Source organism: Rhodococcus mengyinensis (assembly GCF_048381435.1).
Lineage (GTDB): Bacteria > Actinomycetota > Actinomycetes > Mycobacteriales > Mycobacteriaceae > Rhodococcus_F > Rhodococcus_F opacus_D.
In genome coordinates this window covers 106571-121867 of sequence record NZ_JBLWIT010000105.1, presented here as the reverse complement: position 1 = coordinate 121867, position 15297 = coordinate 106571, and the positions used below count along the sequence as shown (strand labels likewise).

The following is a 15297-nucleotide window of genomic DNA, read 5'->3' as shown; positions in this document are numbered from 1 at the left end:
GGCTACTTCTTCGGCAGCTTCAGCTGGGACAGGTCGATGCCCTCGAGTCCGGGCGGCAATTCGTCGAGGCCCTTCGGCATGTTCGACAGATCGGGCATCCCCGCGGGGAGACCGCCGGGCGGCATTCCCGGGAACCCGCCGGGCAGGCCGCCGGGGAATCCGCCGCGCACCTTCGGCGGCGTCGGCCCCTTGCCACCCTTCTTGCCCTTCTTGCCCTTCTTGCTGCGCTGCGGCTTCCGTGAACCGGGCATGCCCATTCGCCCGGCCATCGCGGCCATCATCTTGCGGGCCTCGAAGAAACGATCGACGAGCTGGTTGACGTCGGAGACCTTGACGCCCGAACCGTTGGCGATCCGCAGCCTGCGGGACGCGTTGATGATCTTGGGATCGTCGCGCTCGGCGGGGGTCATGCCGCGGATGATGGCCTGCACCCGGTCGAGCTGCTTCTCGTCGACGTTCGCGAGAGCGTCCTTCATCTGCCCCGCACCCGGGAGCATGCCCAGGAGGTTGCCGATGGGGCCCATCTTGCGGACGGCCATCATCTGCTCGAGGAAGTCCTCCAGCGTGAGCTGTCCCGAGCCGATCTTCTGGGCCGTGGCCTCGGCCTGCTCGGCGTCGAAGTGCTGCTCGGCCGCCTCGATCAGGCTGAGGACGTCACCCATGCCGAGGATGCGGCTGGCCATGCGATCGGGATGGAAGACGTCGAAGTCCTCGAGCTTCTCACCCGTGGACGCGAACAGAATGGGCTGCCCGGTGACCTCGCGGACGCTGAGCGCCGCACCACCACGGGCGTCACCGTCGAGCTTCGTGAGCACGACACCGGTGAATCCGACACCCTCACGGAACGCCTCGGCCGTGCTGACCGCGTCCTGACCGATCATCGCGTCGAGAACGAAGATCGTCTCGTCCGGGTTCACGGCGTCGCGGATACCCGCCGCCTGCGCCATCAGGTCGGCGTCGATACCCAGGCGGCCCGCGGTGTCGACGATCACCACGTCGAACTGCTTGTTGCGGGCTTCCTCGACACCTGCCCGGGCCACCTCGATCGGGTCGGCCGCGGTGATGCCCAGCTCGTTGTCGCCGCCGCCGATGGACGTGCCGGGGTGCGGAGCGAACACCGTGGCGCCCGCCCTCTCGCCGACGATCTGCAGCTGGGTGACGGCGCCGGGACGCTGCAGGTCGCAGGCGACGAGCAGCGGGGTGTGCCCCTGGTCGCGCAGCCACTTCGCGAGCTTGCCGGCGAGCGTCGTCTTACCGGAACCCTGCAGACCGGCGAGCATGATGACCGTCGGCGGCGTCTTGGCGAACACCAGACGGCGGGTCTCGCCACCGAGGATCCCGACGAGTTCCTCGTTGACGATCTTGACGACCTGCTGCGCCGGGTTCAGCGCCGCCGACACCTCGACGCCCTTGGCGCGTTCCTTGATCTTGGCGATGAACGCGCGGACGACGGGCAGCGCGACGTCTGCCTCGAGCAGGGCCAACCGGATCTCACGACAGGTGGCATCGATGTCGGCTCCGGAAAGGCGACCCTTGCCACGCAGATCCTTGAGGGTTCCGGTCAACCTGTCGGAAAGGGATTCGAACACCGAGTGCGCTCCTGAAGTCATACGAGTATGCGGTGGATATTCTCGGGCACCAGCCTAGCCGCTCACGTCCTGCCGTTCATTCTCCCCCGCTGCCCTCCTGCTTCTTCGGCTTCGTGAGCGGAACGACGCCGAGGATCGCGCTCTCGACCTGTTCCCTGCTCGCCCGGGTGTCCCCGCCGCCGAGATCGAGGCAGAACGAGTCGATCACCGAAGAACCCAGGGTGGTCACCCGCGCCCAGCGGACGTCCGCGCCGCATGTGTCGAACGCGTCGGCGAGCCGGGACAGCAGCCCCAGCCGGTCCTCGGCCCTCAGTTCGAGGATGACCTCGCCGGGCGATGCGGTGTCGAACCAGATGACCCGCGGCGGCGCCTGCGCGTACTGCACCGGAACCGCGGCTTCGCCCCGTTCCTCCACAGCGGCGACGCGCTGGCTCTCGCGAGCCTCCTCTTCCTTGGCCGTGAGCATCTCCAGCAGGTTCAGCTCCCCCGCCAGCGCGCGGATCAGCTCCTGCCGCAGCAGACCCGCTTGCGGTGGCGCCCCGAATCTCGGGGACACGACGAACGAGTTGACCGCCGACCCCTCGGCGCTGCCCAGGGACGCGGAGTAGACCCGCAGGGAGTGCAGCGCGAGCACGCCCGCCGCCTTCGACAGCAGACCCCGCTGATCGGGTGCGATGACCGTCACCACATACGTGTGGGGACTGTCGGCGGGGACCAGCGCGACGTGCACGCCACCCGACGCGGCCAGAGCCACGTGTTCCGGATCGAGCGGATCGGGTGCGGGAAGCACCTCTCCCGCCATGACCAGACGGCAGCGGCGCACGAGTTCCCCGATCAGCGACGACTTCCAGTCGCCCCACACACCGGGACCCGTCGCCAGCGAATCTGCCTCCGCCAGCGCATGCAGCAACTCCAGCAGGACGCCGTCGCCGCCGATCGCTTCCACGACCCGCTCGACCGTCTCGGGATCGTCGAGGTCCCGCCGGGTCGCGGTGTGCGGCAGCAGCAGGTGGTGGCGCACGATCGCCGTCAGCAGCGCGACGTCCGACGGCCACAATCCGAGGCGCTTACCGATCTGGGTGGCCAGTTCCGCGCCGACCACACTGTGGTCGCCGCCGCGGCCCTTGCCGATGTCGTGCAGTAACGCGCCGAGCATCAGCAGGTCCGGGCGGGCCACGCGGGTGGTGAACCCACTGGCATAGGCAGCGGTCTCGACGAGATGACGATCCACCGTCCACGTGTGCACCGCGTCCCGCGGCGGCAGGTCCCGGACGGCACCCCACTCGGGAAGAAGCCTGCCCCACAGGCCGGTCCGATCGAGAGCTTCGATCGCCGCGACGGCACGGCTACCCGAGCCCAGCATCACCAGCAGATCGTTCAGCGCCTCCTTCGGCCACGGCTCGCGCAGCTCGGGAGCGTTGTCGGCCAGGCGATTCAGAGTGGACGCCGACATCGGCATCCCCGTCGTCGCCGACGCCGACGCGACCCGCAGCACGAGGCCGGGATCCTTCGCCGGCCGGGCGTCGCGCGCCAGCACCACTTCACCGGCGTGCTCGACGACACCCTCGTCGAGGGGCCGTCGCACCGGTGGTCGGCGCAACCGCGCCAGACCGCGCCGCGGCAGGGCGTGCCCGGCCGTCCGCACACCGACGTCGACGGAATAGCTGATGGTGCGCGCGGCATCGCTGAGCATGCGTGCGAGGTCGAACCGATCGCCGATCCGCAGTGCGGCGCCGATCTCGTCGGCATCCTGCGCCCGCAACTGATCGCGGGAGCGACCCGCGACCCGGTGCAGTTCGGTGCGGACGTCGAGGAGCCGGCGATGTGCGAGTGCCAGTCCCCCACCGGGCGACTCGGGACCGAGCCCGGGCATGCCGTCGGTGAGCTGCGCGATGGACAGCGCGTTGAGCAACTGTACGTCCCGCAGTCCACCGCGACCGCTCTTCAGGTCGGGCTCTGCGCGGTGGGCGATCTCGCCGCTGCGTTCCCAGCGCGACCGCGTCTGCTCGATGAGTCCGTCGAAACGGTTGCGGATGTCGGTGCGCCACTGCCTGCGGACCCCGCTGATGAGCAGATTGGTCAGCTCGACGTCGCCGACGATATGACGCGCCTCGAGCATTCCCAGAGCCGCGGTGATGTCCGTGTCCGCCACCTGTAGTGCCTGAGGGATGGTGCGGACGCTGTGGTCGAGCTTGATGTGCGCGTCCCACAACGGATACCAGAGTTGGTCGGCGACCTGCGCGACGACTGCTGGATCCATGTCGTCGTGAAGCAGGAGGAGGTCGAGATCCGAATACGGCAAAAGTTCCCGCCGTCCGAGCCCACCGACAGCGACGAGTGCGAAACCGCTGTCGGGCTTGATGCCCAGCTCGGCACCCTTTGTGGTCAACCAGAACTCGTGCAGGTCGACGAGCGCGTGACGGAGCGCTGCGGCGTCGAGCCGACGCCCGTGTCCTGCGGGATTCCTTGCGCCGGGGCCGGTCTCGGAGCCGCCGGTGAGCAGTTGCCTGCGTGCGCGGGCCAGGTCCGCTGCTTCGTCCGATCCGCCTGACGCAACCGGCCCTGGTTCCGTCGCCTTGGCGACGGGACCAGGGCCGGTCTTACCGGACCCGTTGGGGTCAGAGCGCATCCGCGCCGCGTTCCCCGGTGCGCACCCGGATGACCGACTCGACCGGCGAGACCCAGACCTTGCCGTCACCGATCTTGCCGGTGCGTGCCGCTTCGACGATCACCTCGACGACCTTGTCCACAGCAGCGTCGTCCACGACGACCTCGACCCGGACCTTCGGAACGAAATCGACCGAGTACTCGGCACCTCGGTAGACCTCGGTGTGGCCCTTCTGCCGGCCGTACCCCTGGACCTCGCTGACGGTCATGCCCAGGACGCCCGCCTGCTCGAGTCCCGTCTTGACGTCCTCCAGAGTGAACGGCTTGACAATTGCTGTGATCAGCTTCATTTCCTCATCCCTCCTTGCCGGATACACGAGCAGTCGCCGAGTTTCCGCCGAGAGCGGCGAAATCGTAGCCAGTTTCTGCGTGTTCCGACTCGTCCACTCCAAGTGATTCACCCTCGTCGCTGAGCCGCAGACCGATCGTGAACTTCACGATCAACGCGACGACGGCCGTACCGACGAGCGAGTAAAGCAGTACTGCTCCGGCGCCCACTGCCTGACGCCAGAGTTGGTCGAGGCCTCCACCATAGAACAGTCCGACAACACCCGCGGGCGCCTCAGCCGTTGCGACCAGGCCGACCATCAGCGTTCCGACGATTCCGCCGACGAGGTGGACACCGACGACGTCGAGCGAGTCGTCGAACCCGAAGCGGAACTTGAGTCCGACCGCGAGCGCGCAGAGTGCGCCTGCGACGACGCCGATGGCGAGCGCGCCGAGGACGTTCACCGACGAACAGGAAGGCGTGATGGCAACCAGGCCGGCCACGATTCCGGACGCCGCACCGAGTGTGGTGGCGTGGCCGTCGCGAATCCGCTCGACCAGGAGCCAGGCGAGCATGGCCGCGCACGTTCCGATGACGGTGGTGATGAAGGTTGCTCCGGCGATGCCGTTGGAACCGACGGCCGAACCGGCGTTGAAACCGAACCAGCCGAACCAGAGGAGGCCGGCGCCGAGCATCACGAAGGGCAGGTTGTGCGGACGGAACGGGGTGCCCGGCCATCCCTTGCGCTTGCCGAGGATGATCGCGAGGACGAGGCCGGCGGCGCCGGCGTTGATGTGGACGGCGGTACCACCCGCGAAGTCGACCGCGGCGAGCTTGTTGGCGATCCAGCCACCGGTCTCGGCGGTGACGCCGTCGAAGGCGAAGACCCAGTGCGCCACGGGGAAGTACACGACCGTCGCCCAGAGGCCGGCGAACAGCAGCCAGGAACCGAAGCGCAGGCGATCCGCCACGGCACCCGAGATGAGGGCCACGGTGATGATCGCGAACATGGCCTGGAACGCGACGAAGACCGTCGCGGGGATGGTGCCGACGAGCGGGATCGCGGAATCGGCGATCACCGAACCGGCATCGTCGGTCTCGGCGAGGTACGACCCGCCGATCAGTCCTTTGAGCCCGAAGTACTGGAACGGATCACCGACAAGGTTTCCCTTGTCCTCACCGAAGGCCATGGAGTAGCCGTAGAGAACCCACAGGATGCCGACGACACCCATCGCGCTGATGCTCATCATGAGCATGTTCAGCACGCTCTTGGCCCGCACCATGCCGCCGTAGAAGAACGCAAGACCCGGAGTCATGAGCAACACGAGCGCGGCGCTGGTCAGCATCCACGCTGTGTCCCCGGTGTCCGGTGCACCGATAGTGGGGAAATCCACCTTGAGCCTCCTCCTTCTCTGCCCAGCCGGTAGCGGCTGACGACCTGAGAAGAAGGGTGCTCAGTTGGTGTTTCGGCTGTGCCACTGCACTGTTTCGCGCGCGTGAACGCATCGGCCTATTTTGTTGCGTGCAGGTTTCGCCAGGCGATTTGCGGTCGGTTTCAGCCCGCCTGAGCGGTCCGGGAGCCCGAGACGACCCGGATCGCTGCGTCAGCCGAGCAACGCGTCGACGAAGGCACCCGGCTCGAACGGCGCCAGATCGTCGGCGCCCTCACCGAGTCCGACGAGCTTCACGGGAACCCCGAGTTCGTGCTGAACCTGGAACACGATGCCGCCCTTGGCGGTGCCGTCGAGCTTGGTGAGCACCACACCGGTGATGTCGACGACCTCGGCGAACACCCGCGCCTGCGCGAGGCCGTTCTGGCCGATGGTCGCGTCCAGGACGAGGAGGACGTCGTCCACCGACGCCTTCTTCTCGATGACCCGCTTCACCTTGCCCAGCTCGTCCATCAGTCCGGTCTTCGTGTGGAGCCGGCCGGCCGTGTCGATCAGCACGACGTCGACGCCGTTGTCGATTCCCTTGGCCACGGCATCGAACGCGACGGCCGCCGGATCTGCGGCCTCCTTCCCGCGCACCACCTCGGCGCCCACCCGCTCGGCCCACGTCTGCAGCTGGTCCGCGGCGGCAGCACGGAACGTGTCGGCGGCACCGAGCAGGACACGCCTGCCGTCGGCCACGAGAACACGCGCGAGCTTGCCGGTGGTCGTCGTCTTGCCGGTGCCGTTCACACCGACGACCAGCAGGACCGCCGGGTGGTCGTCGTGCGGCAGGGCACGGATCGAGCGATTGAGTTCCGGCCGGAGTTCGGCGACCAGGACTTCGCGGAGCAGCGCACGGGCATCGGCCTCGGTGCGGACGCTGCGCGACGCCATCTGCTCACGCAGCGACGTGACGATCTTCGTGGTGGTCGCCGAGCCGAGGTCGGCGATGAGGAGCGTGTCCTCCACCTCTTCCCAGGAGTCCTCGTCGAGATCGCCGCCGCCGAGCAGTCCGAGCAGGCTCTTGCCCACGGCGGACTGGGAACGGGACAACCGCCCACGCAGACGGTCGAGCCGCCCCTCCGTGGGAGCGATGACGTCGAGCACCGGCGCGGCGGGGGCCGGTGCGGCTTCGGGTTCGGGCGCGGGCGCGACCTCGGGTTCCGGTTCGACCTCGGGTGCGACGACCGGTTCGTACGTGACCGGCTCCGGCGGGACCGTCGGCTTCTCCGGGGCCTTCTCCGGCTCGGGCGCCTTCTCCGGTGCCGGGGGTGCGACGACCTCGGGTTCGGGTACGACGACTTCGGGTTCGGGCACCGGCTTCGGCAGAACCGGCTCGGGCGCAGGCGGACGTGGCGGCGCCGTCGCCGTCGACCCCTGGCTGAAGTTGAACCCGCCGTCCGCGCGGTAACTGCCCGAACGGTCCTTCTCCGCCGTGGTGACCTGCGGGGTGTCCGGCGCCTTCAGGGAGATTCGGCGACGCCGATACAGCAGGGACCCGACGACGAGAACGACGAGAAGTACGGCCAGTGCGGCCGCGATGGCAATCCAAGCTCCGGTAGTCACGCCGCCCATTGTTTCAGGCTCCGGATTTCGTTGCTCACTGCCTTCCCACGCGCACAGTCCCGGCTCGGACCGGAATCAGGCGTCCGCGGCCGCCATGTCCTGGCCACGGAGCCGCTGGGAGATGACGGTGGTGATGCCGTCGCCGCGCATGCTGACGCCGTAGAGCGCGTCGGCCACCTCCATCGTCGGCTTCTGGTGGGTGATGACGATCAGCTGCGACTTCTCCCGCAACTGCTCGAACAATCCGATCAGACGACGCAGGTTCGTGTCGTCCAGTGCGGCCTCCACCTCGTCCATCACATAGAAGGGGGACGGCCTGGCCCGGAAGATCGCCACGAGCATCGCCACCGCCGTCAGCGACTTCTCGCCACCGGACAGCAACGACAGCCGTTTGACCTTCTTGCCGGGCGGCCGGGCCTCCACCTCGATGCCGGTGGTCAGCATGTCCGACGGGTCGGTGAGCACCAACCTGCCTTCACCGCCGGGGAACAGTTTCGCGAACACCTGCACGAATTCGCGTTCGACGTCCGAGTAGGCCTCGGTGAATACCTGCAGGATGCGGGCATCGACGTCGGCCACCACCCCGAGGAGATCCTTGCGGGCGGTCTTCACGTCCTCGAGCTGTGTCGAGAGGAAGTTGTAGCGCTCCTCGAGCGCGGCGAACTCCTCGAGTGCCAGCGGGTTGACCTTGCCGAGCGTCGCCAGGTCCTTCTCGGCACGTTTCGCGCGACGCTCCTGCGTGGCGCGGTCGTACGGAATCGGTGCGGGCATCGTGACCTGCTCGCCGCGCTCCTTCGCTTGCTCGTACTCCTCCATCTCGAGTGCGGACGGCGGCAGCGCGACGTCGGGGCCGTATTCGGCGATCAGATCGTCCAGGCCGATGCCGTGCTGTTCGAGGATCGCCTCCTCGAGTTGCTCGATGCGCAGCGCGGCCTGGGCGCGAGCCACCTCGTCGCGGTGCACGGTGTCGGTGAGCGACGCCAGCTGTCCGCTCAGCTGACGCACCCTTTCCTTCACCTGTTCGAGTTGGGTGGTCCGCTCGGTGCGGGCCCGCGCGAGTTCGTCGCGGTGCGCCATCGCGGCGTCGACGACGTCACCGAGGTGCTCGGCGACCCGCTGCCCGGACTCGGCGACCGCCGCCGCAACCGCGGCCGCGTTCTGGCGCGCCTTCATCGCACGTTCGGCCCGGGCGCGCGCGTCGCGTTCCACCTGTGCGGCGCGGCGCAGGGAATCCGCCTTGCCGCGCACCGATTCGGCACGCTCCTCGGCCGTGCGCACCGACAGTCGGGCTTCCACCTCCACGGCACGCATTTCGGCCAGCGCCGCGGCCGCCATCTCACGATCGATGCTCGTCGTGTCGGATCCACCCGTGTCGGCACCGGAGGACGACCCGTCCTGTTCCGCCAGGCGCAGCCGCTCCTCGAGTTCGGCGAGCGCGGTCAGCGTGTCCTCGCGACCGCTCTCGGCCTTGTCCCGCTGCGCCATGAGCCGATCGGATTCGGCGTGAGCGGCCCGCGCGGCCTGGCCGAGGCGGCCGAGGCGCTCGTAGATGGCGGACATCGCAGCGTCGGATTCGTTCAGCGCGGCCAGTGCCTGCTCGGCGTTCTCCTGACGGTCGGCCTGTTCCGCGACCGCGCCGGACAGTGCCGCGGACAGTTCCTCGGCGCGACGTTCGGCGCGGGCCAGATCCTGCACCGAGTTGTCGATGGCGGCCTGGACCTCGAGGGTGCTCGGCTGACGGTCCGAGCCGCCGCTCATCCAGCCCGTTCCGAGGAGATCTCCGTCTCGGGTGACGGCGCGCACGTCGGGCCTGCGCCGGACGGTCTCGACGGCGTCGTCGAGGGAATCGACCACGACCACTCCGCCCAGGAGCGCTGCGAGCCCGGTCCGCAGTTCGGCGGGGCAGTCGATGACGTCGACGGCCCACCGGGCGCCGGAGTCCAGGTGCCCGCCGTCACCTGCGACGTGATCGGTGCCGATGAACAGGGACGCCCGTCCGCTGTCCGTTTCCTTCAGCGCACCGACGGCGCCGCGGGCGGCGTCGAGGGATTCGGCGACGACGGCGTCCGCGGCGGGGCCCATGGCCGCGGCGACAGCACCCTCGTATCCCTTCTCGACGGTGATGAGTCCGCCGATCGGTCCCCGGATGCCGTGTTGCGCCCGATTCTCGACGAGCCAGCAGGCGCCGTCCTTGCGTTCGAGGCCCATCGACAGCGCGTCGATCCGGGCACGCAGGGATGCCACTTCCTGTCCGGCGGCGCGCTCCTCGGCCTGGAGTTCCGTGACGCGTTCGGTGATCAGGCGCAGTGCCTCGACGGCACGCTCGTGGTGGGAATCCAGCCCGAGCTCGCCGGCGTCGAGGTCACCGATCTCGTCCTGGACCACCTCGAATTCGGACTGTGCCGCGTCGCCGCGCTGCCGGGCCTCTTCGATTGCGGCGGTCAGCCGGGACACTTCGGCGTCGACGGAGTCGGCGCGGGTGCGCAGCGTGTCGACCTGCCCGGACAACCGGGCCAGGCCTTCACGGCGGTCGGCGATCGCCCGGACCGCCGCCATGTGAGCGCGTTCGGCCTCGGCGGCGGTCTCCTCCCCCAGTGCCAGCTGCTCCTTGGCCGCGTCCAGCGCCGCGCGCGCCATCTCGACGGCTTCGACGAGCTCCATTTCCTCCGCGGCGATCCGGTCGGCGCGGGCCTCCATCTCGTCCGGATCCTGACCGCGGTTCGCGGAGGGCTCGGAGTCGAGGTGGCGCGCCCGTTCGCGGGCGATGCGGATGGTCGCGTTGACGCGCTCCGCGAGTGCCGACAGCTGGAACCACGTCTGCGCGGCCGCTTCCGCACCCGGTGTGAGCCTCGACAGTTCCTGTTCGTGCCGTCCCAGCTCCAGATTGGCCTCGTCGAGCGCCTCGGTGACCTGGTCGTGCTGCTCACGCGCGACCTTCTCGTCCTGAGCCTGGTTGGCCAGCTCCTCGCGCCGCGTGACCAGGTCGTCCGCGGCGAGCCGCAGCTTCGCGTCGCGGAGGTCGGCCTGCACGGTCTGGGCGCGGCGCGCCACCTCGGCCTGCCTGCCGAGCGGTTTGAGCTGGCGCCGCAGTTCCGCCGTGAGGTCGTTCAGGCGCGCCAGATTGGCCTGCATGGCGTCGAGTTTGCGGACCGCTTTTTCCTTGCGCTTGCGGTGCTTGAGAACGCCGGCTGCTTCCTCGATGAATGCGCGCCGATCCTCCGGTCGGGATTCGAGGATGGCGGCGAGGCGGCCCTGACCGACGATCACGTGCATCTCCCGGCCGATGCCGGAGTCGCTGAGCAGTTCCTGCACGTCCATGAGCCGGCACGAGCTGCCGTTGATCTCGTATTCTCCGGCGCCGTCGCGGAACATGCGCCGGGTGATCGACACCTCGGAGTAGTCGATCGGCAGGGCGCCGTCGGAGTTGTCGATGGTCAGCGTGACCTCGGCGCGCCCGAGGGGCGCCCGCCCGGCGGTGCCGGCGAAGATGACGTCTTCCATCTTGCCGCCGCGCAGTGCCTTCGCCCCCTGCTCGCCCATCACCCAGGTGAGCGCGTCGACGACGTTGGATTTACCCGACCCGTTGGGCCCTACGACACAGGTGATTCCCGGCTCGAATCGCAGAGTCGTTGCGGACGCAAAGGATTTGAATCCCTTCAGCGTCAGACTCTTCAGATGCATGACGGAGAACTTTACCTGCGGTTCACCGTTCCACGAACCCGGTGAGGTCGCCGCGGGCGGAATCCCATTGCTCCACGACGAGATCCACCGCGCCCGGTGTGTCTCCCGACCGCAGCAGCGTCAGCAGGGTTTCCAGCTTGTCCCGAGGCCCCTCGGCGATGACGAGCACGCGGCCGTCCTTCTGGTTGGCCGCGTATCCGACGAGGCCGAGTTCCAGCGCGCGGGCGCGGGTCCACCACCGGAATCCCACACCCTGCACGAATCCGTGCACCCACGCGGTCATTCTCTCCATGTCCGTCACGACCGTTCGAGCTTGTAGATCTTCCCGGTGAAGCTGGTGGCATAGAGCGCGTCAGGATCCCAGCCCGGTCCGGCGCCGAACCGCACCGAGGACACGAGCGGCAGTCCGGACGCCAGGGCGCAGCTCTCCCCCGTCGTGGGATCGACCCGCACCACCTTGCCGCCGCCGTTGTAGGCGACGTAGACGATGCCGTCCGGTCCGGCGGTGAGGTCGTCGGCCGCGTTGAGGGGCCCGGAGCCGGGCAGCGCGACGGAGACAACAGGTCCGCCGAGGTCGTCTTCGCGGAGGATGCGCAGCGTGGTGGTCGTGTCGAACGTCGTCACCGTGTAGACGTTGCCGTCGTGCGCGGAGAGACCGTCGACGGTGCCGAGATCGGTGCGGACGACCTCCGGTGTGTGGGGATCCGCCGCGGGGACGCGCGTCAGTCCCGCCCCGGAGCCCAGATTCCGGGTGGTAAGGATGTCTCCGTTGCCCAGCCGGACCAGCCCGTTCGGCATGACCAGTCCCTCGGCCACGGTGCGTGTGTCACCCGTGTCGAGGTTCACGACGTCGACCGTGCCGCTCGCCGAGCCGGTGACCCCGGCGGCGAAGGAGTTCCCCGTGGCGAAGTACGCGTCGGCGCCGTCCACGGCGATTCCACCGGGCGACTCGACCTCGGGCACGACCGGGGTGACAGTGCCGTCGGGGGCGACCCCGTCGAGGGCTCCGCCGCCCACCAGGCCTGTCCGCGACACCAGCATGGTGCCCGCGCCGTCGAAGGCCAGGTTCTCCAGAACACCCGCCCCGGACGTCACCTCCGACACCGACCACGGGGTGCACGCACCGCCGGGGGGCGAGAACGCGGGCCCGGCGGCCGCGGGCGCGACCACGAGCAGACCCGCGCAGAGCGCCGTCCCGCCCGCGAGTGCGGCCAGCTCACGACGCATCATGCTTCCCTCTGGACGGTCAACGTCACTTTCGTCCCGGCCTTCAGCGTCCGCCCGACCGTGCAGACCTTGTCGACCGACCGTTCCACGAGCGCCACCAGACGCTCCTGCGCGTCGGCGTCGAGCTCGCTGAGGTCCAGCTCCAGCACCTCGTCCAGCTGCGAGTACACCTCGTTCTCCCGGTCGGCGGCACCGGACACCCGGATGGTTGCGTCGTAGTTGTCGCCCAGCCGCCGCGACAGCGGGAAGTCCGAGCTCATTCCACTGCACGCGGCGAGTGCGATCTTCAGGAGTTCCCCGGGGGTGAACACGCCCTCCACGCCCTCGGAGCCGATCAGGACCTCGGCGCCGCGCGAGCTGCGGCCCGTGTATCGCCGGGTGCCCGTCCGCTCGACCCACAGTGAGGTGGGCGCCGTCGTGTCGGAAGTCTGTTCTGCCATGGGTCAATCCTGCCACCGATCGACGCAACGCCAGGTAGGTGGGTGGGCGGCAGTGGTTTCCACACAATTGTGAACGAGGATTCTCAGCACAGGGAACCGGTGGGCCGTAGGGTGAACCGACCAATGACGCCGAGACGTAGCGGGGAATGCAGATGGGCCAGATCGGTAGTGCGGGAGAGCGCGGGCTTCAGTCCGAGTACGGCACCGAGGATCGTGCCGCCAAGTTCTACTCGGATCAGATGCTGGACCATCTCAATCCGACGATGATCGAGTTCGTCGGCCGCCAGGAGATCGCCTTCATCGCCACCGCCGACGCGTCCGGCGAATGCGACAACAGTCTGCGCGCCGGGACACCGGGATTCATGCACGTCATCGACTCGAAGACCCTCGCGTATCCGGAGTACCGCGGCAACGGCGTCATGGCGAGCCTCGGCAACATCCGGGAAAACCCGCACGTCGGAATCATTCTCGTGGACTTCGTGCAGGACCTCATCGGACTGCACGTGAACGGCTCGGCCCGGATCGTCGAAGACCCGGTCCTGCGCTCCGAGATCGCAGATCTGCCTGCGGACCACACGAACGGCCGGATCCCGGAACGCTGGGTGGTCGTGGACGTCGAGGAGGCATACATCCACTGTCGCAAGCACATTCCGAGAATGGCACCGGTCCCCCGCCACCGCGAGTGGGGCACCGACGACGTGAAACGCAAGGGCGGCGACTACTTCGACGCCAAGGCGACACCGCGCCACGACACCGACGGTCAGCTCTCCGAGGAGCCCGCGACCGCCGAACTCACACAGACGATTTCGCCGGGCTTCTCCGTGGTGCCGGCTGGCACTTCGGGCAACTGAACGACGAGCGGTTCATGAATTTCTCTCGCCTGATCGCGGTGCCGCACCGCGGGCACGGGCGATCCTCCTGACCGTAGGCGGACAGCGAACGGTCGAAATAGCCCGACTCGCCGTTGACGTTCACGTAGAGCGCGTCGAAGGACGTGCCGCCCTGGGTGAGCGCCTCACGCATGACCTCCTGGGCGGCCGTGAGCACTTCACGGACCTTGGGACCACTCAGCCTGTCGGTGAGCCGATTTCCGTGGATCTGTACGCGCCACAGCGCCTCGTCCGCATAGATGTTGCCGATGCCGGAGACGACGGTCTGGTCCAGAAGCGCACGTTTGATCTCGGTGTGCTTGCCGCGCACGACCTTCACGGTGGCCGCGAGGTCGAAACGCGGATCCAGTGGGTCACGGGCGATGTGCGCCACCGAGTCCGGCACGAGCGAGCCGTCGACGTCGACGAGCGGCGCCAGCGCCCAGCCCCCGAACGTCCGCTGGTCGACGAACCGGAGGTCGAGACCGGAATCGAGCCGGGCCCGGATCCGCAAATGCTTCTCGGTCGGCAATTCCGGTGGCTGCACGAGCATTTGACCACTCATGCCGAGATGCACCACGAGAGCGACCGTGCTGGGTTCGAGGACCAGCCACAGATACTTTCCACGACGGTCGGCGCTCGCGATACGTTCGCCGGTGAGCTGTCCGGCGAGGTCGGCGGCGCCGGGCAGATGACGCCTGATCGCACGTGGGTGCAGGATGTCGACGGAATCGATCGACGCCCCCACGATGTGGCGTTCGAGTCCGCGCCGGACCACCTCGACTTCGGGTAGTTCAGGCACTGACGTCGTCGGCCGCTACGTCGGGGCCTGCGTCGGACAACGCATTCCACGCCGTGCTCGCAGCCTTCTGCTCGGCCTCTTTCTTGGAGCGGCCGATACCGACGCCGAGGGGCTTGCCGCCGACGATCACGGTGGCGGTGAATTCCTTGTCGTGGTCCGGGCCGGTCGCGGTGATCTCGTACGCCGGGACACCGACGCCACGCTCCGCCGTCAACTCCTGCAGACTCGTCTTCCAGTCCAGACCCGCGCCGAGGCGAGGGGCTCGCTGGAGAAGGTCGCTGAAGAGGTCGAGTACGACGCGTCGCGCCGTGTCGATGCCGTGCTCGAGGTGGATGGCGCCGAGAATCGACTCCATGCCGTCCGCCAGGATGCTCGGCTTGTCACGGCCACCGGTCATCTCCTCGCCCTTACCGAGCAGAAGATGGGCACCGAGGCCGCCCTCACCGAGTGTGCGGGCCACCTCCGCGAGCGCGTGCATGTTGACGATGCTCGCCCGGATCTTCGCGAGGTCGCCCTCGGACTTGTCCGGATGCGCAAGGTACAGCTTCTCGGTGACGGTGACTCCGAGCACGGAGTCACCGAGGAATTCGAGACGCTCGTTGGTGGGCAGACCACCGTTCTCGTACGCATACGAGCGGTGCGTCAACGCCAGGGTGAGCAGTGAAGGCTCGATTTCTACGCCGAGGGCGGCGAGGAGGGAAGCATGATCCTCCTCGCCGCCGGCGGGTGTATTACTGATGTCGCTCGTCACAACG

At 68.4% G+C, this 15297-nt stretch carries 12 protein-coding genes; 1 reads left to right on the top strand and 11 read right to left on the bottom strand.

The window, feature by feature from the left end:
* Positions 1 to 2: 2 nt before the first annotated feature.
* The 9 genes from ffh to ACNJ7E_RS21525 all read right to left on the bottom strand — a co-directional run bounded on the left by ffh (position 3) and on the right by ACNJ7E_RS21525 (position 12871).
* Complete coding sequence (gene ffh / locus ACNJ7E_RS21565; protein WP_280781743.1) at positions 3 to 1589, bottom strand: signal recognition particle protein; 1587 nt, start codon at positions 1587 to 1589, stop codon at positions 3 to 5.
* Positions 1590 to 1665: 76 nt separating this feature from the next.
* Complete coding sequence (locus tag ACNJ7E_RS21560) at positions 1666 to 4218, bottom strand: [protein-PII] uridylyltransferase (protein ID WP_283334804.1); 2553 nt, start codon at positions 4216 to 4218, stop codon at positions 1666 to 1668.
* On the bottom strand, positions 4208 to 4546 hold the full coding sequence (locus ACNJ7E_RS21555; protein WP_005240467.1) for a P-II family nitrogen regulator: 339 nt from the start codon (positions 4544 to 4546) through the stop codon (positions 4208 to 4210). The genes ACNJ7E_RS21560 and ACNJ7E_RS21555 overlap by 11 nt, the downstream gene beginning before the upstream one ends.
* A gap of 4 nt (positions 4547 to 4550) precedes the next feature.
* A complete protein-coding gene (locus tag ACNJ7E_RS21550; protein WP_371113085.1) occupies positions 4551 to 5870 on the bottom strand; it encodes an ammonium transporter in 1320 nt (439 codons plus the stop codon).
* A gap of 258 nt (positions 5871 to 6128) precedes the next feature.
* On the bottom strand, positions 6129 to 7532 hold the full coding sequence (ftsY, locus tag ACNJ7E_RS21545) for a signal recognition particle-docking protein FtsY (protein WP_418340917.1): 1404 nt from the start codon (positions 7530 to 7532) through the stop codon (positions 6129 to 6131).
* Positions 7533 to 7598: 66 nt separating this feature from the next.
* Positions 7599 to 11204, bottom strand: a complete 3606-nt coding sequence (gene smc, locus ACNJ7E_RS21540; RefSeq protein ID WP_418340916.1) for a chromosome segregation protein SMC — start codon at positions 11202 to 11204, stop codon at positions 7599 to 7601.
* A 22-nt stretch (positions 11205 to 11226) separates the two neighbouring features.
* Positions 11227 to 11496 (bottom strand): acylphosphatase, encoded by a 270-nt coding sequence (locus tag ACNJ7E_RS21535; protein ID WP_011598391.1) that lies wholly within the window; start codon positions 11494 to 11496, stop codon positions 11227 to 11229.
* Between the two features lie 5 nt (positions 11497 to 11501).
* Positions 11502 to 12431, bottom strand: a complete 930-nt coding sequence (locus ACNJ7E_RS21530; protein WP_280781780.1) for an NHL repeat-containing protein — start codon at positions 12429 to 12431, stop codon at positions 11502 to 11504.
* Complete coding sequence (locus ACNJ7E_RS21525; protein WP_418340915.1) at positions 12431 to 12871, bottom strand: OsmC family protein; 441 nt, start codon at positions 12869 to 12871, stop codon at positions 12431 to 12433. Before ACNJ7E_RS21525 ends, ACNJ7E_RS21530 begins: the two co-directional genes overlap by 1 nt.
* 146 nt (positions 12872 to 13017) lie before the next feature.
* Between ACNJ7E_RS21525 and ACNJ7E_RS21520 the strand changes: the two genes are divergently transcribed.
* Positions 13018 to 13722 (top strand): pyridoxamine 5'-phosphate oxidase family protein, encoded by a 705-nt coding sequence (locus ACNJ7E_RS21520; protein WP_280781739.1) that lies wholly within the window; start codon positions 13018 to 13020, stop codon positions 13720 to 13722.
* Here ACNJ7E_RS21520 and mutM read toward each other — a convergent pair.
* The gene (gene mutM, locus ACNJ7E_RS21515) at positions 13664 to 14542 is read right to left on the bottom strand and encodes a bifunctional DNA-formamidopyrimidine glycosylase/DNA-(apurinic or apyrimidinic site) lyase (protein ID WP_418340914.1); all 879 of its coding nucleotides are present in this window, start codon (positions 14540 to 14542) and stop codon (positions 13664 to 13666) included. The two genes, ACNJ7E_RS21520 and mutM, sit on opposite strands and share 59 nt — an antisense overlap.
* Entirely contained in the window at positions 14535 to 15293 is a 759-nt protein-coding gene (gene rnc / locus ACNJ7E_RS21510) for a ribonuclease III (RefSeq protein WP_009479707.1), read from the bottom strand. Before rnc ends, mutM begins: the two co-directional genes overlap by 8 nt.
* Between the last annotated feature and the right edge of the window lie 4 nt (positions 15294 to 15297).